The sequence below is a fragment of the Enterococcus sp. DIV0174 genome (assembly GCF_050529065.1).
Classification (GTDB): domain Bacteria; phylum Bacillota; class Bacilli; order Lactobacillales; family Enterococcaceae; genus Enterococcus_B; species Enterococcus_B thailandicus.
In genome coordinates this window covers 421,904-443,110 of sequence record NZ_CP172881.1, presented here as the reverse complement: position 1 = coordinate 443,110, position 21,207 = coordinate 421,904, and the positions used below count along the sequence as shown (strand labels likewise).

Annotated in this window: 23 protein-coding genes and 1 pseudogene; 3 read left to right on the top strand and 21 right to left on the bottom strand. The window is 36.5% G+C overall.

Features of this window, described 5'->3' with window-relative positions; all coding sequences use genetic code 11:
- Positions 1-45: 45 nt before the first annotated feature.
- The 5 genes from IGJ93_RS02160 to IGJ93_RS02140 form a co-directional block, all read right to left on the bottom strand.
- The gene (locus tag IGJ93_RS02160; protein ID WP_379903864.1) at positions 46-2,133 is read right to left on the bottom strand and encodes an LTA synthase family protein; all 2,088 of its coding nucleotides are present in this window, start codon (positions 2,131-2,133) and stop codon (positions 46-48) included.
- A gap of 87 nt (positions 2,134-2,220) precedes the next feature.
- Complete coding sequence (locus IGJ93_RS02155) at positions 2,221-2,628, bottom strand: GNAT family N-acetyltransferase (RefSeq protein WP_071868787.1); 408 nt, start codon at positions 2,626-2,628, stop codon at positions 2,221-2,223.
- 66 nt (positions 2,629-2,694) lie between these two features.
- Entirely contained in the window at positions 2,695-3,279 is a 585-nt protein-coding gene (locus IGJ93_RS02150) for a hypothetical protein (protein ID WP_071868786.1), read from the bottom strand.
- A gap of 278 nt (positions 3,280-3,557) precedes the next feature.
- Positions 3,558-4,955, bottom strand: coding sequence for a glycoside hydrolase family 1 protein (locus IGJ93_RS02145; RefSeq protein ID WP_095803420.1), 1,398 nt, complete (start codon positions 4,953-4,955; stop codon positions 3,558-3,560).
- 16 nt (positions 4,956-4,971) lie between these two features.
- Positions 4,972-5,952 (bottom strand): LacI family DNA-binding transcriptional regulator, encoded by a 981-nt coding sequence (locus IGJ93_RS02140; protein ID WP_067485267.1) that lies wholly within the window; start codon positions 5,950-5,952, stop codon positions 4,972-4,974.
- Between the two features lie 200 nt (positions 5,953-6,152).
- On the opposite strand from IGJ93_RS02140, the gene IGJ93_RS02135 reads away from it, so the two are divergent.
- Together IGJ93_RS02135 and IGJ93_RS02130 are read left to right on the top strand one after the other, a co-directional pair.
- Positions 6,153-6,575 carry a hypothetical protein gene (locus tag IGJ93_RS02135; RefSeq protein WP_067485270.1) on the top strand — a complete coding sequence of 141 codons (423 nt, stop codon included), beginning with the start codon at positions 6,153-6,155 and terminating at the stop codon, positions 6,573-6,575.
- 276 nt (positions 6,576-6,851) lie between these two features.
- Positions 6,852-7,031: a hypothetical protein gene (locus tag IGJ93_RS02130; RefSeq protein ID WP_172843738.1), complete on the top strand. Its 180-nt coding sequence runs from the start codon at positions 6,852-6,854 to the stop codon at positions 7,029-7,031.
- Between the two features lie 44 nt (positions 7,032-7,075).
- Here IGJ93_RS02130 and IGJ93_RS02125 read toward each other — a convergent pair whose 3' ends face one another.
- The 13 genes and pseudogenes from IGJ93_RS02125 to IGJ93_RS02065 all read right to left on the bottom strand — a co-directional run.
- A complete protein-coding gene (locus tag IGJ93_RS02125; protein WP_071868782.1) occupies positions 7,076-7,777 on the bottom strand; it encodes a deoxynucleoside kinase in 702 nt (233 codons plus the stop codon).
- A gap of 15 nt (positions 7,778-7,792) precedes the next feature.
- Entirely contained in the window at positions 7,793-8,233 is a 441-nt protein-coding gene (locus IGJ93_RS02120) for a nucleoside 2-deoxyribosyltransferase (protein WP_071868781.1), read from the bottom strand.
- Positions 8,233-8,808, bottom strand: a complete 576-nt coding sequence (locus tag IGJ93_RS02115; RefSeq protein WP_270344688.1) for a TIGR00730 family Rossman fold protein — start codon at positions 8,806-8,808, stop codon at positions 8,233-8,235. Before IGJ93_RS02115 ends, IGJ93_RS02120 begins: the two co-directional genes overlap by 1 nt.
- Positions 8,809-9,267: 459 nt before the next feature.
- Positions 9,268-9,774: a D-lyxose/D-mannose family sugar isomerase gene (locus IGJ93_RS02110; RefSeq protein ID WP_270492798.1), complete on the bottom strand. Its 507-nt coding sequence runs from the start codon at positions 9,772-9,774 to the stop codon at positions 9,268-9,270.
- An 11-nt stretch (positions 9,775-9,785) separates the two neighbouring features.
- Positions 9,786-10,883 (bottom strand): PTS fructose transporter subunit IIC, encoded by a 1,098-nt coding sequence (locus IGJ93_RS02105; protein WP_067485287.1) that lies wholly within the window; start codon positions 10,881-10,883, stop codon positions 9,786-9,788.
- Positions 10,884-10,899: 16 nt separating this feature from the next.
- Positions 10,900-11,208: a PTS fructose transporter subunit IIB gene (locus IGJ93_RS02100; RefSeq protein ID WP_270492799.1), complete on the bottom strand. Its 309-nt coding sequence runs from the start codon at positions 11,206-11,208 to the stop codon at positions 10,900-10,902.
- A 14-nt stretch (positions 11,209-11,222) separates the two neighbouring features.
- Positions 11,223-12,101 (bottom strand): ketose-bisphosphate aldolase, encoded by an 879-nt coding sequence (locus IGJ93_RS02095; protein ID WP_430596977.1) that lies wholly within the window; start codon positions 12,099-12,101, stop codon positions 11,223-11,225.
- 19 nt (positions 12,102-12,120) lie between these two features.
- Complete coding sequence (locus IGJ93_RS02090; protein ID WP_256924724.1) at positions 12,121-12,582, bottom strand: PTS sugar transporter subunit IIA; 462 nt, start codon at positions 12,580-12,582, stop codon at positions 12,121-12,123.
- A gap of 83 nt (positions 12,583-12,665) precedes the next feature.
- The gene (locus IGJ93_RS02085) at positions 12,666-12,833 is read right to left on the bottom strand and encodes a CAT RNA binding domain-containing protein (RefSeq protein ID WP_231885469.1); all 168 of its coding nucleotides are present in this window, start codon (positions 12,831-12,833) and stop codon (positions 12,666-12,668) included.
- Positions 12,834-13,481: 648 nt separating this feature from the next.
- On the bottom strand, positions 13,482-13,829 hold the full coding sequence (locus IGJ93_RS02080) for a DUF1831 domain-containing protein (protein WP_067485296.1): 348 nt from the start codon (positions 13,827-13,829) through the stop codon (positions 13,482-13,484).
- Positions 13,830-13,969: 140 nt separating this feature from the next.
- Positions 13,970-15,106: a cysteine desulfurase family protein gene (locus IGJ93_RS02075; protein WP_071868778.1), complete on the bottom strand. Its 1,137-nt coding sequence runs from the start codon at positions 15,104-15,106 to the stop codon at positions 13,970-13,972.
- A 188-nt stretch (positions 15,107-15,294) separates the two neighbouring features.
- Positions 15,295-16,269, bottom strand: coding sequence for a ribose-phosphate diphosphokinase (locus IGJ93_RS02070; protein ID WP_067485302.1), 975 nt, complete (start codon positions 16,267-16,269; stop codon positions 15,295-15,297).
- A gap of 77 nt (positions 16,270-16,346) precedes the next feature.
- Positions 16,347-16,871: pseudogene (locus IGJ93_RS02065) on the bottom strand (dihydrolipoamide dehydrogenase); the annotation flags it as partial.
- 224 nt (positions 16,872-17,095) lie between these two features.
- Here IGJ93_RS02065 and IGJ93_RS02060 point away from each other — a divergent pair.
- The gene (locus IGJ93_RS02060; protein ID WP_430596976.1) at positions 17,096-19,003 is read left to right on the top strand and encodes a M13 family metallopeptidase; all 1,908 of its coding nucleotides are present in this window, start codon (positions 17,096-17,098) and stop codon (positions 19,001-19,003) included.
- Between the two features lie 645 nt (positions 19,004-19,648).
- Here IGJ93_RS02060 and IGJ93_RS02055 read toward each other — a convergent pair.
- From IGJ93_RS02055 to macP, 3 genes are read right to left on the bottom strand one after another with little or no spacing between them, the layout of a single operon-like run.
- Positions 19,649-20,194, bottom strand: coding sequence for a cysteine hydrolase family protein (locus IGJ93_RS02055; protein WP_067485311.1), 546 nt, complete (start codon positions 20,192-20,194; stop codon positions 19,649-19,651).
- Between the two features lie 11 nt (positions 20,195-20,205).
- Entirely contained in the window at positions 20,206-20,898 is a 693-nt protein-coding gene (locus IGJ93_RS02050; RefSeq protein WP_071868776.1) for a 5'-methylthioadenosine/adenosylhomocysteine nucleosidase, read from the bottom strand.
- Positions 20,899-20,914: 16 nt separating this feature from the next.
- Positions 20,915-21,202, bottom strand: coding sequence for a cell wall synthase accessory phosphoprotein MacP (macP, locus tag IGJ93_RS02045; RefSeq protein ID WP_067485317.1), 288 nt, complete (start codon positions 21,200-21,202; stop codon positions 20,915-20,917).
- Positions 21,203-21,207 lie beyond the last annotated feature (5 nt).

Genomic DNA, 21,207 nt, shown 5'->3' with positions numbered 1-21,207 from the left:
TCTGAAAAACAAAAGTTTGTTTTTCAGAAGTTTAAAGTAGCTGATTCAATTCCCAGTAGAATCTGTAATTTTTGGATATAGGTTCTTAGTCGTTTTATTTCCATTTTTTGAATAAACGCTGGTTGAAGCTTTTCCTTTTTGCTGTTCAATTGTTTCATTTTTTTCTGCTTCTTTTTGATAATCAATTTTTTGTGGATCAACTGTTGTAAATCCATCTGGCACATAAAAACGTAATAAGTTTTCTTGATTCAATTTATCTGACAAGCTTAAAGCTTTCTTCACTTTGTCTTGATCTTTCGTGATTTCTTTTTGAATACCCAGAGCTTCAGTATCTAGAATTTGCCCTGATTTATTATCATACGTTTTATTCCCCAAAACAGTGTAATTTGGAGTAACAAAATTACCATTTCTAAAAGCAACTACTTGGTCATGTTTAGCAGACAATAAATCTGTTCCAAAATGAACATAATTTTTATCATCTACACCGACCAAATGAAGTAGCGTTGGCAAAACATCAATCTCGCCACCATACGCGTGACTGACTTTCCCGTTTGTGTATCCAGGAATGTGAAGCATCAATGGCACTCGTTGCATCTGTGCATCATCGAATTCGCTCCAAGTCTTCTCATCTTTGCCTAATACTGTAGCTAAATCTTTGTTATCTGAATTTGAAATCCCAAAATGATCACCATAAATAACAAACATTGAATTTTGATAAATACCTGAGGCTTTCAAATAAGTGAAAAATTGTTCCAATGATTGGTCAAGATAATGGGCTGTTCGCACATAATTATCAACTGTACTGTTACCAGTATTTAAACCTGGAAAATCAAAATTCTTATCATCAGTATAATAAGGCGTGTGATTGGTTACAGATAAGAATTTTGTATAAAACGGCTGTTGCAAATGTTCAAGATAGCCGACTGATTCACTGAATAAATTTTTGTCTAAAATACCATAGCCTAAAGTTTCGTCCGCTTCTTCAAAGTAAGAACGGTCAAAGAAATTATCATAACCCAAGTTTTTGTACACATGATCTCGATTCCAAAAACTAGCAACATTTCCGTGGAACACGGCACTTGTGTAGCCTTGGCTTTGCTTTAAAATAGCTGGTGCAGCTTGAAAAACATTATCAGAACCTAGTTCAGTAAATAACGACCCTTGTGGTAACCCAAATGTGCCCGTTTCTAGCATATTTTCAGCATCACTCGTTTTTCCTTGGCCTACTTCATGAAAGAAATTATCAAAACTAATTGTTGCTTGATTATCAAAAATACTATTAAGAAAAGGTGTCACTTCTTGACCATAAACCTTCATATTGATCAAAAATTGTTGAAAGCTTTCCAAATGGAGCACAATAACATTTTTCCCTTTTGCTATTCCAAACATACTTTTATCTGGTTCTGCGTAATGCTCTTTCGTATAATCTAAGACCTCAGTGATTCCGTTGCTACTTGCATGCGCGCGAACACTGCTTGTCATTCCCGTTTTGATGCCATCGTAAATCGTATATGCATCAATCCCTAGATATTTCACAATATAAGAACGATCGAAAGTTCTTTGTAACAGTTGAGGACGGTTCGCTTCACTCAACGCTAAGTTTCCAGAAAAAATAAACACAGCCAAACAACTTATTGCAATCGCCATTGGTTTCTTAACTGGTTGACTTTTAATGGGTACATTTTTGACAATTACCCAAATGAGCAAACCAAGAAAGACCAGAATATCCAACCAATATAAAATATCGTGAGGTTTCATTAAAGAAAACGAACTTCCTGACAGTCCTTGTGACACTTTCGAAAAACCTAAAACTGATTTAACTGTAATAAAATCAGTAAATTCTCGATAAAAAATAATATTGCAATATAAAAGAGCTGTATTCAAAATATCTAAAAACAATAGTAGAAATAGCGCTGGCTTTGTTTTTTTTACATACAAAGATAGTCCAAATAATAACAGCGTCGTTGCAACTGGATTAATCCATAAAATAAATGTTTGGATGATTCCCTCGACACCTAAGGAAAAATCAATATAGTAGGCTAAAAGAGTTTTTAACCAAAAAAATACACCTGCCAAAATAACAATAAACAAACGATTTTGACACCACGTTTTGATTGGAGTCACGATTATCACTTCTCTCTATTCGCTTTTGTCGTACATTTTGAACTTAAAAAATGAGAATAAGCTAAAAGACTATTTTTTTTAATAAATTTTTATATTTTAAGATAGTTTAACAAAAGCGACTGTATCACCTTTATCTGCCGAAATAAAGCCACATTTTTCATAAAAATGACGTATAGCTGGCGCCTCTTCCGTCAGTAATACTTTTTGACGAACTGCTTGATATTTCAACAAAATTTGCTGCATCAGTTCAAACCCGATTCCTTGATTTTGAACTACTTTTTTGACTAAGATATCTTGAATATAAATAATCGTTAGCCCATCGCCCACAACACGAATCAACCCAACTAGTTCGTCCTCTTTCCACGCAGTGATAACGGATAAGGAATGTTGAACGGCTTGCTGTAGTTGCTCGATATCTTTCGTATAGGCTGTCCAGCCAGCGTCTTCATATAACCCTAATAATTGCTGTTGTGTTAGTTTTTTCGTTGCACGATAAGAAATCATTTTCTCCCTCTTTTCCAAAAAAAAGCTGTGACAGTTGTCACAACTTTTCTTTTCACTATTTTTTGATCACTGGCTCGTCCCAGAAAGATGACTACTTGTGGATGAACTTTCAGACGAATTTGTTGCCGGTGGTACAGTCGTTGAGCCAGTTGTTGTTTTCGGATGACTGGAATCACTTGTTTTCGTTGGCGTATTTGTCTTTTTCCATTCCGCTAAGCGACTGGCCACGACTTTTTTATCTACTTTGTCAGAGTACCCTTTTGTTACTTTTCCATTTTTTAATCGGGCTAGCTTCTCTCCCGAATTTGATAACAGTAAAACGGTCAGTCGTTTATCTTTAAATTGATATTGTCTCAAGGAAATCGCACTTAAAACATCGTCGATATTTGTAAACTGGTTGTCTTCTTTTCCTTTTGGTAAATAAATCACTAATTCGCCTTGATCATAGTCGGCTTCAAATTTATAGTCCTCCCACCAATAAGTTGAGAATTCTTTTCTAAATTTATCTACTGATTCTTTGCTTGCAACGATTTTTTCCGTTTTTGTATGAACTATTTCTGTTGTGATTCGTCCAGAAATCGTTACAGATAGAATAAGCAAAAGGAAAAAACCAATTAACCAAAAGAGAAGAACAGGACGCTTCTTTCTCATACCTTCTTCCACTCCTATTTGAATTTACCTGTTCTATTATATACAAAAAATGAAATCTAAAGGTAAAAAACCTGTAAAAAAACAATAAATAACTAGCTGCTTTTTTTAATAAACAAACTATCGTTGAAAAGACAACTTGACTATAAAATTTCATAGTAATCAATAACACTTTTTTCTAGCGAAAAAAAACTGTGTTTAAATCTTTACGTGATTTAAACACAGTTTTTATTTTATTTTTGATGACCTGAGTAAAATTTAAAAAATTTTGCTCGCGCTAATTACGCATCAAATCCATTTTGGTCAGAAACTTGCTTGAACCAATGACCTGATTCTTTAATTGTACGCTCGCCATCTTTAGCTAAATTTACTGAAATAAAACCATAACGATTTTTATAAGCGTTCGTCCAAGACCAGTTATCCATGCATGTCCACATATGATACCCTAAACAATTGGCTCCTTCTTGAATTGCTTGATGCACATACTTCAAGTGATCTGTTACAAATTCAATTCGATAGTCATCGTGAATCATCCCATCTTCTTGAATAAATCTTGCTTCATCTTCAACACCCATTCCGTTTTCAGAGATGAAACAGTCAATATTTCCGTAATTGTCACGAACGTTGATCAAGATATCATAAATCCCTTTTTCATAGATTTCCCATCCACGGTAAGGATTCATCTTTCTGCCAGGCATTTCATAGTTATCAAAGAAGTCTTCAGGCATTGGCGAAAGAGCTTTGTCAATTGGTGTTTCCTTTGCTTTGATTCGACGTGGTTGGTAATAATTGATTCCTAAAATATCAACCGTATTTTCTTTGATGATTTCCTTGTCACCCTCTTTGATTTCAGGTAACAAATCTAAGCCTTTTAATACCTCAATCAGTTCTTTCGGAAACTCGCCCTTAACTGCTGGATCAAGGAATGAGCGATTAAAGAACGCATCTGCTAATTTTGCTGCCTTGACATCTTCCGGGTTATTTTCATCACGTGGATAACTAGGTGTTAAATTCAAAATAATCCCAATTTTTCCAGATAAGTCTAGAGAATGATATGCTTTGATTGCAAGCGCAGACGACAAAGCTTCGTGATATCCAACTTGAACAGCATGTTTCATATTTGCTTCTTCTGGATAGTGCCAACGATACAAGTAACCAGCTTCAACAGGAACGATTGGTTCGTTATGAGTAAACCATTTTTTGATTTTTTGTCCAAATAGTTCAAAGCAAATCGTTGCATAGCGTTCATAAGCTTCAACTGTTTCACGATTTAACCAGCCACCTTTTTCTTGAAGGTACATTGGCATGTCAAAGTGATACAAATTTACAAACGGTTCGATACCATTTTCGATTAATTCGTCAAAATAACTATTATAAAAATCAACCGCTTTTTGATTTACTTCACCAGATTCATCTGGTAACAAACGACTCCATTGAATCGATGTACGGAAAGAATTATGTCCAGTTTGTTTCATTAACTGTACATCTTCTTTGTACTTGGTATAAACTTGTGATGTTTTACCTGGACCTACTTCATTAAAAAATTTTTCTGGCTCTTGTGCATACCAATAATCAAAAATATTATCACCTTTGCCATCATTTGCTACGCGTCCTTCTGTTTGTGGGCCGCTTGCTGCTGAACCCCACCAGAAATTTTCAGGAAATTGATACTTTGCCATCTTCTCGTCCTCTTTTTTAGTTATTTTGTTTCATTCCATAAATTTTATTTTCTAAAAGAATCGTTTGACCACTTGTATGCTGGTTTTCCATTCTTTCAATCAAACGTTTCCCACACAATTCACCAATTGTCACAGCGGGTTGTTGAATGATGATTCGTTCAGGAAGTACCGTCTGTAACTCATCTAAGTAGTCGTAGTGCGCAAAATAAATCTCTTGATCAATTTGTTGATCACTTTTGTTAAAATATTCTAGTGCTCCAATAGACATGTTATAGTTACAAACAAATAAAGCTGTTATGTTTTTGGCTAATAATTCTTTCGCACCATAAAAGCCACTCAATCGTGAGTAATCACCCGTGTAAACGTCAATAGTTATTTCTTTTTCGCTGTATTTCTTGGCTTCCAATGCCCCGGCTAATCGCTCTCTAGCCACATATTCTGTTTGTGGCGCTGCGATAACACCAATTGACTGATGTCCCATCGCAATCATCTGCTCAATCGTTTTGCGGACACTTTTGCGATCATTAACTAAAATCGAATCGACATTTCCCAACCGATTAGGCGTATTTAAAGAAATGATTGGAATCGTTAGCTCTACTAATTTTTCCATTCCTGGCCAAGTTTCATCTGCTTCAAAAAGAATCAGTCCATCAATTGAGTGCGAAAGTAGATAGTCGATTTTTTGCGAAACTAATTGCGCTTCACCATTAAAACAACTTAAAAATAAACTATACCCGTTTGCTTCCATCAATGCTTCAATACTTGCTACGATATCCGCACTTAGTCGACTCGACAAATTATTCATTAACAGTCCGACTGAAAAGCTTCGATTATTCTTTAACCCTTTAGCAATAATATTTTCTTTGTAATTCAGTTGATTGATTGCCGTAGCGATTTTTTCCATATTGGCTACTTTTAGTGTTTGACCATTCAGGTAACGTGAGACACTACCTGTAGAAACGCCTGCTAATTTGGCTACTTCACGAATTGAACTCAACTTGTTCACCTCTTTTTTTAGTGAAGTATCTTTAGTTGCTCACCGATTTTTGAACCGGTTCAAAAATAATATAACAAACACTTTTCCAAGTTGCAACTACTTTTTAAGCGTTTTCCTTAAAAAGATTTTTACAATCCTTAGTTTCCTGTTGTTCATTCAAATGGTATAATTTCTTTATCCTATTAGACGGAGGCAGGATTTTGAAGAAACTATTAGCTATATTTACTCTAGGACTGGTACTTTTTACCTTAACTGGCTGTAATATGCTGGGTGGATCAAACCAATCAACAAACGAAACCACCGAATCTTCTACGCTTAAAGCAGAAAAAACTGATATTTCAAATAGTGTTTATTCTTTGAAAATGCGTAAGAACATGAATTTAGTTAGTGGGAAAATTACGTTTACCGATGATAAGATGGAATGGTTGCGTACCTATAACGAAGACAGTACGACTTCTTCTGAGACCAGTGAGAACATTACCTTAACTTCCATTAAAATTGACACAAAAGGTGACAGTTATACAATTACTGGGATGGCAGACAAAAAAGAAGTTTCCGTTGTCTTTACTAAAATTGGTAACTATCAGATAAAAGATGAAGATGGTAACGTTTATAGTATTTAAACAATTGTGATCCAGTACATGATTTGAGACTAGGACAAAACGAAAAATCCAGTCGTTCTTCACACGTTTTTCAATTTAAAAAAGCCTAAAATCAACGTTTTCAAAAACGAATTTTAGGCTTTTTTTCTATTTAAGCTTCTTTTGCCCCAGTCCTTTTTTTATGTAATAAACAAAAAGACTCAGAACACGTTAAATTCTCTTAATTTTTCTCCCTATTTTCTTTTTTTCTGTTATATTGGGAAAGTTAGATTGGTTACTAAGGAGAAAAAAATGAATATATTTGATAGTCATGACTATTGTACATGCACCAGTAATAAAAACATCCATACGGAATTTAGCGATCAAGGAAGTTTAAGCATTTGTGATAACTGCCATAAACTGATTCAAGATTCGTTTAAATCCTTTGATGCTTATGTTACAGATAACATTCAAGCAGTGAGCAGTAAGCCGCATTAATTGCATTAAAAGGCGCCGTGATTTTCTCACGACGCCTTTTTTATTTATCCTAATTCTTGCCCTTTTGCTAAGTTGTTATCTGTGTAATAACTTCCAGCAGGCGCTTTTTCTAATTCAACTAATTTTTGCTTAATTTGTTCAATTACTTCTTTCGCATGCTCTGGTTCTTCGACAAAGTCAAATTGATCTCCATCAATTTGGATTTTTGGACAAACATCAAAGTTCTCATACCATTGATCATAACGTTCATTCAATTGTTGATAATAATTGTACAATGTTTCATCGCTTTCTAATTGTTCATAATCACGACCACGTTTTTTGATTCGGCTTAGCATCGTGTCTAAAGAAACTTTGATATGAACCATTAGATCAGGACGTTTTTTAGGCGCCACATCATCTAACTCGTTTAACATCGTATCTAATAAATTATCATACTGCTGTACTTCGATATCCGTCACACGACCAAGATCTGCATTTAGATGAAACAATAAACTATCTTCATAAATTGAACGATCAAGAACATTATCATCATTGATCAATGCGTTTTTCATCGCTAAAAATCGTTTGTTCAAAAAGAAGATTTGTAATAAAAATGCATACTGTTCTGGATTTGAATAAAAAAGTGGTAATACTTCATTATCCTCTACACTTTCATAAAATGGTTTTGAACGGATCTCTGTTGCAAGCATATCTGTTAAGCTACTCTTTCCTGCGCCAATCGTTCCTGAAATTAAAATCACTGACATACAACCCTTCCTTTTCTATAAATACTCACCAATATATGCATGTTTCGGCATTTTTTCAAAATCATATTGCTGAATTTCTCTATCATTTTTTAAATAAGCATGAAGACTTTCTGTAACCATCAAATTCACTGGTACTGTCTCTTCTTGGAAAATAATTATTGGTTTGTTCAACATTGTCGCAACACCTAGCTCATATGCGGTGCCAGGATCAATCGTTTGATTTTCAAAATCCAAAATAGCTACTACAGCTTGCGCATCGGTTACTTCCGTCATATCTCGTTGATACACTTCTTGTGCCCAGCCTGCGCTAAACATTTCATAATCGCTCTCTTGGTGATGTCGTGGCGAATAGAAAGTCGAAACGGTAGTATTGTCTTCTAATGCTTGCTCGATTCGTTGAATACGTTCAACTTGTTCCTCTGAAAAAAATGGTCCTGCTAAATAAATTTGGCTCATCAATAAATCTCCTTCACTAAAGGACGGTTTTCTTGATGCGTCCCTTTTAATAAATCAACTAATTTTAATGGGTTATTTGAAAAAACAACTTGACCAAGCCATTTCTCATCCATAAACCCTTCTTTGGCAAAATTCTTCAACAACTGCTCCAGTCCTGTATAATACCCACCAATATCCAGAATCCCAATTGGTTTTTCTGGCACTAATCCGATCGCAATCCATGAAAGTAGCTGAGAAAACTCTTCTAATGTACCCAAACCTCCTGGAAACACTAAGACAGCATCGCCTTCACTAAATAATAACTCTTTACGCTCATCAATTGTTTCTGTTGCAATGAACGTCGTTACTTCTTCAGCTGGCGTTTCTGCTTCAAATAAACCAGTTGGATAGATTCCAGTAACTTTTCCTTCATTTTCGAGCACAGTTTGGCTGATGATCCCCATGATTCCAGCATTTGAACCACCATAAACGAGCTCTATTTCTTCTTGTGCTATATATTTTCCTAACGTTTGGGCAATAAATTTGTAGCTTTCTTTTTCGCCAAAACGGGAACCGCAAAAAACAGTTAATTTCAAAAAAACACTTCCTCACTTTAAAATCTATCTTCATTCTACTCGTGTTTTTTTAAAAGAAAAGACTAGATTTTGTGCATTTTTAGTGGTATACAATAAAAAAACACTATATATAGTGATTTACCCCTAAAACTTTTATTTCTTATTTTTTCATGAAAAATCAAGAAAAATAACAGATACCTAAATAATTGAAATGACTTTCTTTCCCATTGGCTTATTTATTATCTTATGTGAAAGAATAACACATTTTTTTCAACCGTTTGTTCATTCGCTTCTTCAACTTGGTTCAAACATTTTCTTCATTTTTTCCAAAAATTTTTTTATTTGTTATGTTTCACTAAGTAAGAATGTTTCGCGAAACACAAAAAAGAGGTTGGAAAATTTTCCAGACCTCTTTCATCTTTTCTTCGAAAAATGAACTACACGTTCTTTTTTTCAAATCCATTTTTATTTTGCTTTTTACTATCGTTGGATCATCGGATTAGTAAAAATATCACTCGCATCATCACTACTAGAAGAAAATTCTGTCACCACGGCGCCAGTCTCCCCTGCTTGAAACCAATGTTTGATATTTGGTTCAATCGTATACTGATCACCTGGTCGTAAAACAATCTCTTTCCTCACTGTATAAGTTGTTTGATTATTTTCAGGTAATTCGCATGATAGGACTTCAGGTTCCTCTCCTTCAACATACAAATAGACGATTCCTTTTCGACACCGAAACGTTTCTCTTTTACCAAGATCATTTTTTCTTGGTGGGTGTCGATGTTCAGGACATGTTTGATAGGGTAGCAAAGCTAGTTCTTTTCCACAATAGCGTTCATTGTTTTCATATACAAATAAGTTCAGTCCTTCGACCTCGATAGCACCTAAGCCAAAATCAACAAATTCAATGGTCTCTAGTTCTTCATCTGTAAAAATCATTCCTGAATCCAAAAATAGCTGTTTTACTTTTGTTTGATAGTCCATGACTGTTCTCCTCAATTGATTGTTAGATCATCCCAAGAAATTTCTTCTTCTGCTTTTTCGACCACAACAACTTCTGCATTTGGATCTACACGTTTCTTCAAAACTAAAATCGTTACAGCCGTTGCAAACGAACCAATCATTAATGCACCTATGAACGCCCAAGGTCTGGTCATCGTAGCAACAGCAAACATCCCTGAAGCAGGAATATGGCTGTCTGCTCCCCACAACATACTTAGTCCGCCGCCAATTCCACCGCCAACACCAGTAGCAATAACATTGCGGACCAAGTCATTCAATACAATAGGAAAACAGCCTTCGGTGATTTGACAAATTCCCATCGGAAACGCAGTTTTTAGCGTTTCGATTTCTTGACGATTAAAAATTTCTTTTTGAATGATCTTTCCTAGGAAAAATGCCATCGTCAAACCAAAAGGCGTTACCATTGATGCCAAAATCAGTACAGTGACCGGTTCATAGATTCCCTCTGAGAATAAAGCAAAGACAAAAGCAAAGACAACTTTATTGATTGCTCCCCCGTAATCAATCGCAGAAAGCACACCAATTACTGCACCGTATAAAAAGAGTGAAGAAGTATCCAATCCAGTCAAATAGTTCGTAATCAAGTTTGTAAACCAATTGATTGGCGTCCCAATTACATAGTACATGACCAGCCCGGCAATCAATGAACTAAGAAACGGTAAAACCAGAGTCGGCATCAAACCTTCCATCCATTTAGGTACTTTGATTCCAGCTGTTAAGAGAACCACGATGATCCCCGAAACGTACCCACCAAGCATTCCCCCTAGAAACCCTGCGCCAATTCCTTTTGCAACCATCCCAATAATTAAACCAGGAGCAATCCCCGGCTTGTCGGCAATGGAGTAAGAAATCGCACAAGAAACAATCATTGGCAACAAACCTAATCCATAATTTCCCATTGAAGTCAACGTATCTGCAAATGCGAATCCCTCAGAAAAAGTCTCAATTGCAACACCATCTAACATGTTTCCAATTGCTAATAAAAAACCTGAAGCAACAACGATTGGTAAAAAGAATGAAATTGCAGTCATCAAATGTTTTTTGATGCCTAAAGTCTTGATTTTATCCATTTTGTCCTCCTGAAATTTATTTGAGCATTTCTTCTAGCTTTTCCATCAATTTATTTGGTGATTTAACAACCAAGCTTGTAGGCACGTCCACGATACGTTTTCCCGTAAATCGACTACGCCCGCTAACTTTGATATCCGCAGCAATCAATACAATATCAGCAGCTTGAATATCGCTGGATAATAAAGCATCTTGCGTACCAGCTAGGCCTTGTGTTTCCACATGGATCTCATGTCCGCGTGCCTTAGCAGCTTGAAGTAGTTTTTCTTGGGCGATGTAAGTATGCGCAATTCCCGCTGTACATGCAGCAATTCCAACAATCTTCATGGATTGATCTCCTCCTATTTCGATGTAGTGTAGTATTTTGCCTTATCGTCAGCTTTAAATAAATGAATTTTTTGTAATGCAACTTCTTTTGTCGCTTCCATACATGGTGGGAACAGCACATTTGGTTCACGAATTTCCAGATTTCCTTCATTTAAGACTTCACGTAGTTTTTCTGCGAAAACAATTTTGATATCGCTAGAAATATTGATTTTATTGACACCCATCACTACAGCTTTTGAAATTTCATCATCCGGATTGCTTGAGCCACCATGCAAAACCAATGGGACATCAGTCAGATATTCAATCTCTTCTAAAATATCTAAGCGCAACTCTGGATCAACATCTTTTGGATAAATCCCATGCGCTGTTCCGATTGCCACAGCTAAGCTATCGACACCCGTTTCTTCAATAAACTTCTGCGCAACTTTTGGGTCCGTATAAATAATTTCGCTAACGCCACCTTCAACTGTGTTCCCTGTGTCACCAATCGTTCCTAACTCTGCTTCGACCGAGACGCCCACTGCATGGGCTGCTTCTACGACTTTTTGAGAAATTGCGATATTTTCTTCAAAAGAATGATGAGACACATCAATCATTACAGACGTAAACCCTAATTGGATCGCGTGAATAACCTGCTCAAAATTTGCTCCATGGTCTAAATGAATACAAACGGGAATCGTTACTTTTTCTGCTAAATATTTAACTTGTGAAACAAAACTATCTGTTAAAAAACGTAGTTCCTCTGGGTGAATCGCAATCATAACTGGCGCTTTTGCTTCCTCACACGCCTCCATCACTGCATTTAATAACTGACCTGAACCTGCATTGAATGCTGGTACTGCGAACCCTTTTTCTTTTGCCACTGCTAAAATTTCTTTTCCTGTTACTAACATATTAATCGACACTCCTTTTTTATTGGTTACTCATTAATTGATATAAAGCTTCAACTGTATCTACTTCTTTTAATTCATGAATAAATTCATTATCTGCAAGCAAAGTTGCAATTTTTTGTAATAGCCGCAGATGTTTAAGATTGGCATCTTCCGCTTTTACTGCAAATAAAAGAACAACTTTGACATCTTGATCATCGAGCGTTTCCCAAGGAATTGGTTGTGCTAAAGTAGCGATGAGAATTACGGTTTGATTCACGGTAGTGGACTTACCATGCGGTATCGCAATTCCCTGTCCGATACCAGTCGCGCCTTCTGATTCTCGCTGATAGACATCTGTTAAAAATATTTCTGAGCTTGCTACGTACCCTTTGCGTTCTAATAAATCGGCTAGTTCTTTCAGAATCTGGCCTTTGGTCGTTGCTTTCGAATCTACAACAAGTAAGTCTTTATGAATAATTTCCTGAATATCAAGTGCTTCCAACCAATCATCCTCCTAAAAAAAATAGACCTGACTCATTCCAAACATTGGAATGGGTCAAGCCTGCCAGACAGTAACTCCCCTAGTTATCCTATTGATATCTTTTGGTACATACATTCCACATTCTTTGGTTCGACGAGATCACCGACCTTCTTACCAAATCCAATTCCTCGTCGAATGAGTACCCACTCTCCCTTCTTTGATCTTGCAACGACTGCATTATGATTCAATATCAAAATCACTTGCACCTGCATGCCTCCTTTTTATGACAGAAACAGCCACATTGAAATGTGCCTTCATAAATTAATACGCGGACTTTATTTCAAACGATGAAAAAAGGCAATAAAATCACAAAAAATCTTCGCTCCTACAATTATGTAGCACAAACGATGCCACTTTTTAGTAGTTTTTGTCTCTTACGCGTATTTTAAGACAAAAGAAAAGGTATCGAACACAATCTGTCCAATACCTTTCAGCATAGCAAATAAACCGAATACATCCTCTAGAAAATTTCTCTAAAAAACTAGATTTATACTTCCAGATTCGTTACAATGAACGAGGTTGATGCATTGCGTTGACTATGGCAAACTTGATTGGTCCGTTTGGTTGACTGATTCAAGGCCTCAGCATTTGGCTGCCACCATTTGCTGAGGTGCCTTTTTTATTTGGCTGTTTCTATCTGCCACTTATGATACTGATAGCGTATCCAGTAGTCAAGAAAAACATAAAAACTACAAAAAACTGGGGTGTTTTTTTACCAAAAATGCGTAAATTATTTTTTTCAATAAACATTGAATGTCCAAGCTTTGTAAATAGTATAGAATAATCTAATTATAGATATCTTTGTTATAAAAAAGAAATAACTAACCCTTCAACTGATTGAGAGGTTAGTTATTTTTTGCTTAGTCTTCAACTTTTTCAAATAATCCTCGGCTGATCATTCCATCCATCAAGAAGTAAAACTTATCTTGACTCATTTTTTGCTTAGGATCTTTAAAAATATTCACGGCTTTCAGACCGTTAGCTGTGGTAATCGACATTTTTACTGTTTGGATATCCTTTGATACGGTTACCTTTAACTTAAAACCTTCTTTACTTTGTGGAGTTGCATCTAAAGGTCGGATCAATTGGTAATTTCCCCCATTTGTTTCAATAAAGCCATTATCTCTCAGTGTATATCGTTTTGCGCTTGGCGCTAAACGATAACTAGTTTCTGCACCAAGAACTGTCGCTGTTTTTTCAAATGCCACGTTCTTCACCTCGATAAAATTATTTTCTATCTTAATTATAAAAGTTTCCAATTTAATTTACTAGCTTCTTTGGCAAAAGTTTTATAAAAGCATAAAGAAAAAAGGACGGGCAAACGAAATCACGTTTGCCCGTCCTTTTTTCATTTTTCTAAAATTGAAAGCAATTGTTTGATAAAATGTTGAATCTCTTCTTCTGTGTTCCCAAACCCAAAGCTAATTCGAATTGATTCTTTTAGAATTGGTGTGTCTTCACCATACATTGCTTCTAACACGTGGGAAGGTTCAATATTTCCTGCTGTACATGCTGATCCTGTTGAAATAGCAATTCCTCTAAGATCCAATTTCATGAGTAATAAGTCATTCGTCACACCAGGTAATCTTAAATTCAAAACATGAGGTAATTTATTCGCTAAGTCACCATTCACTTGATACTCAATTCCGTGATCTTCCAGCGCTGTTAAAATCATTTGTTGGAATTTTTGGTATTTCTCACTTCTAGCTTGACGTTCTTCTTCATCTAAAATCGTTGCAGCTGTTGCCATCCCCCAGATACCTGCTAGATTTTCTGTTCCTGCGCGTCGTTTTTCTTCTTGTTCTCCACCTAAAAGTAGGGCTGGAATCACCACACCGTCACGTTTGTACAAGAACCCAACACCTTTTGGTCCATTGATTTTATGTGCAGAAACACTCAACAAATCAAGGCCCAAAGCTTCCGGACGAATCGTTTGGTTTCCGTAGGCTTGGACAGCGTCGGTGTGAAAATACGCAGGATGCTCTGCCAATAATTCACCGATTTCCTTGATAGGCATTAAATTTCCAATTTCATTATTTCCATACATAATCGAAACTAAAATCGTATCTTCACGCAATGCTTGTTGAAAGTCAGCGATTGAAAGATTCCCATTTTCATCAACAGGTAAATAAGTGACTTCAAACCCTTGCGTTTCCAAATATTTCATCGTATTCAATACTGCAGGATGTTCGATTGCAGTGGTAATCAGATGTTTGCCTTCACTTTGTCTTGCAAAAGCTGTTTCAAGAATTGCTGTATTATCGCCTTCAGTTCCACCACTATTAAAAATAATTTCATGCGATTTCACCTGTAATGTATCAGCAATCATTTGACGTGCTGTTTCAAGTTTTTCATGTGCTACTCTTCCGAATCCATGAATGCTTGAAGGATTTCCAAATGTTTCATTCATAATATCAGTCATTGCTTTGATTACTTGAGGATGCATTGGTGTCGTCGCCGCATGATCCAAATAAATTTTTTCCACCTTATTTCATCCTTTCCACTTATAACTAGGCACATTCTAGCACAGAATAGCTTACTTACCAAAAATAACTCCTTCATTCCTCAGAAAAAAGTAAGCAACTTGCTGAGTAAAAAAAACGAATAGCTCCTCTCACAACTTGAGGAAACTACTCGCTATTCTCACTTTTTGATTAGCAACCTTTCGATTGGTTAGTCAAAAGCTTTTTCTTCTAACTTGAATAATGGACTCATCGGTGTGTTTTCGTGAATTCGTTTCACAGCTTCACCCATCAGTTCAGAACAAGTAATAATCGTCAAGTTTTCTGGATGGAATTCGTCCTTTGTCCAAACAGAATCAGTGATACAGATATCTTTGATTGGTGCTCCGTCTAGAATGGATTTTGCAGGTACTGAAAGTAACCCATGAGAGGCACAAGCATAAACATCTTTCGCACCATTTTCTTTCAAGACATTTGCAGCGCGTGCAAATGTAGCACCTGTGTTTAAGATATCATCTACCATAATGCATGTTTTCCCTTCAACATCACCAATCACATAGCCGCTATCTAAGTCAGCATCATCTGCGTGATCAACGATTGCCAAAGTACTATCTAAGTATTCAGAAAGACTACGCGCACGTTGGACTCCACTATTTTTTGGCGACACAACAACGATGTCATCACCTGTTAAGCCAAGTTCGCGATAGTAATGTGCAAAAAGTGGCATCGTGAATAAATTATCTACAGGAATATCAAAGAATCCTTGTACTTGAACCGTGTGTAAATCCAATGTTAAAACACGTGTTGCTCCAGCTTCTTCAATTAAATTAGCAATCAGTTTTGCTGTAATTGGTTCATGAGGCTTCGCTGTACGGTCTTGACGCGCATATCCATAATAAGGCAAAACAACGTTAATCGTTTTAGCACTTGCACGTTTCATTGCATCAATCATTATCAATAGTTCCATATAATAATCATTCACCGGCGCATTCGTTGATTGAACGATGTAAACATGATCGCCACGAATACTTTCTTCAATATTGATTGCGATTTCACCATCACTAAATTGTTTTACCACACTTTTTCCTAGTTCTGTCCCAAACACTTTTGCAATTTTTTCAGCTAATGGACGATTTCCATTCAAGCTAAAAATTTTCAGCGTGTCATCCTGATACTTTTTACTCATGTAGGCCTCCCTAAAACTTCTATTCCACGTTAGTTTAACATACTTTCAACATATTTTCTGGTAATTTCAGCAAATTGTTACGAAAGTGAAACAGTTCCATTTGTCCAGCTTACTGGAATGATTTTTTTCGCATTTCCCCAATTATCATGTACCTTGTAATAACGTTCTCCTGTTGTTGATTCAAAATATGCGTAAGCCACCACCCAATGATTTCCGTAGGTACTTCCTAATCCTTTCAACAAACCAACTAACACTGGTTTTCCTTGCCGAATTCGTTTGGTTGCACGTTGCCATGACCCAAGCAAGGTTCCTCTAGCGCGCTGCGCTTCTCCCATTGCTTTTAAAAATCGAGAGAGTCCCTGACTAACTTGTAACGGGATTGTCGGCATTCCTAGTGGTTGGATATAGGCACGTAACAAATCAATTAGTACAGATTCATCTGGACTATCTTTGACACGAATTCGTTCCGGCAATGTGAACTCTTGTCGATAATCTTGATAATAAGCTAACAAAACTGCCGTCGCGTAAGTACCACATAAGTAGCCAGATGGCGTTTTCCAGTTCTGGTACTTTTCAAAACGTTCTTCTGGCAAACCAACCCACTGCTCTTTCATCATTTGATTGGTTGTTTCAGCTAAAGAAAACTCTTTCATTTCTGATTTCAGTTGTCTTCGCCTCCTTTTTTTCATTATAATAGATGACAACTAAAAAACAAATGACTTTGATTTTTCATTTCTCACAAAAAAATTGACAAACACCATAGTATTTGTTTAAAAAAACTTTTTGTTAGATAATGAATTCACGAGAAAAAAGGAGTGACTGATGAATGAATAAAGAACGATTGAAACAAGATTTCTTTGAAGCAGTCAATGAAGACTGGCTAAAGACAGCAAAAATTCCTGCTGATAAACCTGCTACAGGTGGATTTCAAGATTTAGTTGAAGGAATCGACCAGCTTTTGATGGGCGAAGTAGACAATTTACTCGCACATCCCGAAAAAGTTTCTTCCGAAAAAATGAAAAACTTTCTAGCCTACTATCAGCTAGCAAATGATTACTCCAAACGAAACGACTTAGGCGCAACACCGCTTTTACCTTTATTGGAAAAAATCGAAGCCATCAATTCTTATTCTGATTTAAATGCGTTGTTTCCTGACTGGACACTGGAAGGATTTGCATTGCCATTCACAGTTGATGTTGATGCAGATATGAAAAACGCGCAAACAAATGCTTATTTTGCTTATTCACCTTCTTTATTTCTACCCGACAAAACGTATTACACACCTGAACATCCAAACGGCGCACAGCTTTTATCTGTATTCTTTGACATGATGGTTCAGTTATTAGAGCTTACTGGTAAAGAAAAACAGCATGCTGAATCAATCGTGGAACAAGCCATTCAATTTGACAAACTGATTGCTCCACATGTTAAGAGTGCGGAAGAAAATGCAGATTACAGCAAAATGTATAACCCAAAATCATTTGAAACTTTTGTCGGTTACAGCGAAAAATTAGACCTAGAAAAATTAACGATTGGTTTGATTCGGACACAACCAGATAAAGTAATCGTAACGGATCCCGTTTACTTTGAACATTTGGATGAATTACTCACCGATGCGCATTTTTCATTATTGAAGAGCTGGTTATTTGTTAAAACCGTTCGTTCATTAAGTGGTTATCTTTCCGAAGACTTTCGACAAATCGGCAGCATCTATTCCCGTACACTTTCTGGTGCTGATGAAGCGATGCCACAAAAGAAAGCAGCCTTCTATTTAGCTTCTGGTCAATTCGATCAAGTCGTAGGTGATTATTACGGCAAAAAATATTTTGGTGAAGCGGCTAAAAAAGATGTTGAACAAATGGTACAAAAGATGATTGCTGTTTATCAAAAACGATTAGAAGAAAACAATTGGCTTAGTGATGAAACACGCGAAAAAGCCATTATTAAATTAAACAAATTAGGTATTCAAGTTGGTTATCCTGAGAAAATCCCAGCGATTTTTGATCAATTCCAAACAGTATCCTCTGAAGAAGGAGGCTCTTTACTTTCAAATGCCTTCGATTTTAGTAAAAAAGTACTGATTGACCGTTTCAGCAAATGGAACAAACCTGTTGATCGAACAGAATGGGAAATGAGTGCTGACACAGTCAATGCTTATTATCATCCATTTAGAAATATCATTGTTTTCCCAGCGGCAATTTTACAAGCACCTTTTTACAGTTTGGATCAATCGAGCTCTGCAAACTTTGGTGGGATTGGTGCTGTCATCGCACACGAAATCTCACATGCTTTTGATAATAACGGCGCACTTTTTGATGAGTATGGGAATTTAAACAACTGGTGGACAGATGAAGACTTAGCTCATTTCCAAGAAAAAGCAAAAGCCATGATTGCAGAGTTTGATGGAATTGAATTTGCAGAAGGTACCGTAAACGGAAAACTAACTGTTTCAGAAAACATCGCAGATGCAGGTGGGCTAAGCTGTGCCTTGGAAGCGGCTAAAGGTGAACCAGATCTTTCATTAGAAGCTTTCTTTGTTAACTGGGCAACCATTTGGCGCACCAAAGCAAAAAAAGAATACCAACAACTACTATTGCAAGTGGATGTTCATGCGCCAGCAAAGCTTCGCGCAAATATCCAACCACAAAATTTAGAAGAATTCTACACTACGTTTGATGTTACTCCAGATGATGCTATGTATCGTGTACCAGAAAAGCGTGTGCATATTTGGTAACATAGTGCACTAAAATTTCTGACTTTTGACTATTGATTACAAAAGAACTATCAAAAATGAGGACTGATAAATCAGCCCTCATTTTTTATTCCTATTTTTCTCTTGGTGAACATAATTTTTTCATTATCCATTCAAAGCTGAATATTTTTTTACAACCTCTATCTACGGTCTTCCTCAAGTAATTCCTCGAAATAAACTCATAACTGTTCCAAAATAGGAAAGGCTATTTTGTCAGTTGCTCATTATTTTTTCGGGGCTGAACACTTGAAGCCACAACCTCTATTTACGGTGTTCACAAAACAACTCCTCAAGATAGCTTGCATCTCCTACAAAATATGAGGAGCTATTTTGAGTGTCTGCCCACTATCTAGTCGGATCTGAACGTTTTGAGCCACAACCTTTATCCACGGTGTTCCCCAAGCAACTTCTTCGGCAATAAATCCTCTTTTCATAAAAATATGAGAAACTATTTTTAGAAAAGCATCCTTATTGCTTGAAGCTAAACGCTTGGAGCTACAACCTCTATCCACGGTGTTCCCAAGGCAGCTTCTTTGGCAATAAGTCCTTCTTTCATAAAAACATGAGGAACTGTTTTTAGAAAGAAATTCTTATTGCTTGAAGCTAAACGCCTTGTGCCACAACCTTTTAGACAATCGTTGCTCCCAACGTATTTTCAAAATGTCTGAGCGCCCATTCATGCCCCATTTCATCAAAGCTTGCCACAGCATCCTTGTAAATAAATAAGTTATAACCCAAATTATACGCATCAACAGCCGTATGCAAGACGCAAATATCTGTGCAAACACCTGTTAAATATAAGTCTGTAATCTTTCTTTCTCGCAAGCGAATATCTAAGTCTGTTCCACTAAAAGCAGAATAATGTCTTTTATCGATCCAGTAAATGTTTTCTTGTTCTTGGTATTTTTGATAAAGTGGCGCTAACGTCCCAAATAATTCTCGACCATCAGTTCCAATTACGTTATGAGGTGGAAACAAACGATTCTCTGGATGAAATACATCTTTTGGATCATGGGCATCAATTGCGAATACCACATATTCATTTTCCTCAATAAATTCACGGGTATGTGCTGTAATTGCTGTTTCAATTGCTTGTCCCGCAGCACCCGTCGTCAATTTCCCATCAGTTGCAACGAAGTCATTTGTATAATCAATTGACACTAATGCTTTCATGTGTTTCCTCCTTAAACGAGATGTTTAACAAATTGGATAACCATTTCTGCTGAACGTTTACCTGCATCTTCAATAAACTCATCGAATGTTTGTGTCGCTGAGTGATCTGCTGTATCGCTCATTGCGCGTACAATCAAGAATGGAATATTGAATTGACGTGCCGTTTGTCCTACAGCTGCCCCTTCCATCTCACAAGCCAATGCTTCTGGGAAGTTTGTCAAGATTTCTTGTACTTTTTTTGGAGAATCTACGAATGTATCCCCAGTTACAATCAAGCCTTCTTTTACATTTAAGTTGGTTGCGTTTGCTGCCTTCACCATTTCCGAACGTAAATAAGTACTTGCTTCATAATAAAGTGGCATTCCTGGTAATTGACCTGGTTCATAGCCAAATCCCGTTGCGTCTGCATCAAAATAGGCAACTTTATCTGAAACAACAATATCACCAACAGCTAAGCCTTCACCAATGCCACCGGCAGAACCAGTATTGATAACCATATTCACACCGTATTGTTGAATCAGTAAACTAGTTGTAATAGATGCCAATACTTTACCGATACCTGAGCGAACAACGATAACTTCATGTTTTCCTAGTGAGCCAGAAATGAATAATGCTCCTGCACGTTCCCAAGACAAAGGTTCACTTAAATTTTCTCGCAAAATTTTTACTTCTTCTTCCATTGCTCCGATAATACCGATTTTCATAAAAATTCCTTCTCTCTTAAATAAATATGATTGCCAAAATAACAACACAAAGCAACAAGATCACAATCGCTAATGCTTTCATCAAAAAAACATTCCACTTATGTGTTTTTTCTCGTTCACTTGTTCGAGTCTTCGTTACCTTTTGTTTCTTTTTACTTTCTTTACGATAAAAATTTGAGCTGTTAGCCGACTCTGGCTCACTCTGATTGTTTACCTGATAGTTAGTTTCATCAACTGGTTCTCTCAGTTGCTCTTCTTGTCGTTTTCGTAATTCTGAACGCGTAATCAGCGGTCCTTTGGCCATCAGCC

Excerpts from the sequence above, each read along its gene's own strand:
- IGJ93_RS02155 (WP_071868787.1), bottom strand. The coding sequence starts at position 2,628 with ATGATTTCTTATCGTGCAACGAAAAAACTAACACAACAGCAATTATTA.
- IGJ93_RS02150 (WP_071868786.1), bottom strand. The coding sequence starts at position 3,279 with ATGAGAAAGAAGCGTCCTGTTCTTCTCTTTTGGTTAATTGGTTTTTTC.
- IGJ93_RS02145 (WP_095803420.1), bottom strand. The coding sequence starts at position 4,955 with ATGGCAAAGTATCAATTTCCTGAAAATTTCTGGTGGGGTTCAGCAGCA.
- IGJ93_RS02125 (WP_071868782.1), bottom strand. The coding sequence starts at position 7,777 with ATGTCAGTGATTTTAATTTCAGGAACGATTGGCGCAGGAAAGAGTAGC.
- IGJ93_RS02120 (WP_071868781.1), bottom strand. The coding sequence starts at position 8,233 with ATGAGCCAAATTTATTTAGCAGGACCATTTTTTTCAGAGGAACAAGTT.
- IGJ93_RS02110 (WP_270492798.1), bottom strand. The coding sequence starts at position 9,774 with ATGGACTATCAAACAAAAGTAAAACAGCTATTTTTGGATTCAGGAATG.
- IGJ93_RS02105 (WP_067485287.1), bottom strand. The coding sequence starts at position 10,883 with ATGGATAAAATCAAGACTTTAGGCATCAAAAAACATTTGATGACTGCA.
- IGJ93_RS02100 (WP_270492799.1), bottom strand. The coding sequence starts at position 11,208 with ATGAAGATTGTTGGAATTGCTGCATGTACAGCGGGAATTGCGCATACT.
- IGJ93_RS02095 (WP_430596977.1), bottom strand. The coding sequence starts at position 12,101 with ATGTTAGTAACAGGAAAAGAAATTTTAGCAGTGGCAAAAGAAAAAGGG.
- IGJ93_RS02085 (WP_231885469.1), bottom strand. The coding sequence starts at position 12,833 with ATGCAGGTGCAAGTGATTTTGATATTGAATCATAATGCAGTCGTTGCA.
- IGJ93_RS02070 (WP_067485302.1), bottom strand. The coding sequence starts at position 16,269 with ATGAGTAAAAAGTATCAGGATGACACGCTGAAAATTTTTAGCTTGAAT.
- IGJ93_RS02060 (WP_430596976.1), top strand. The coding sequence starts at position 17,096 with ATGAATAAAGAACGATTGAAACAAGATTTCTTTGAAGCAGTCAATGAA.
- IGJ93_RS02055 (WP_067485311.1), bottom strand. The coding sequence starts at position 20,194 with ATGAAAGCATTAGTGTCAATTGATTATACAAATGACTTCGTTGCAACT.
- IGJ93_RS02050 (WP_071868776.1), bottom strand. The coding sequence starts at position 20,898 with ATGAAAATCGGTATTATCGGAGCAATGGAAGAAGAAGTAAAAATTTTG.
- macP (WP_067485317.1), bottom strand. The coding sequence starts at position 21,202 with ATGGCCAAAGGACCGCTGATTACGCGTTCAGAATTACGAAAACGACAA.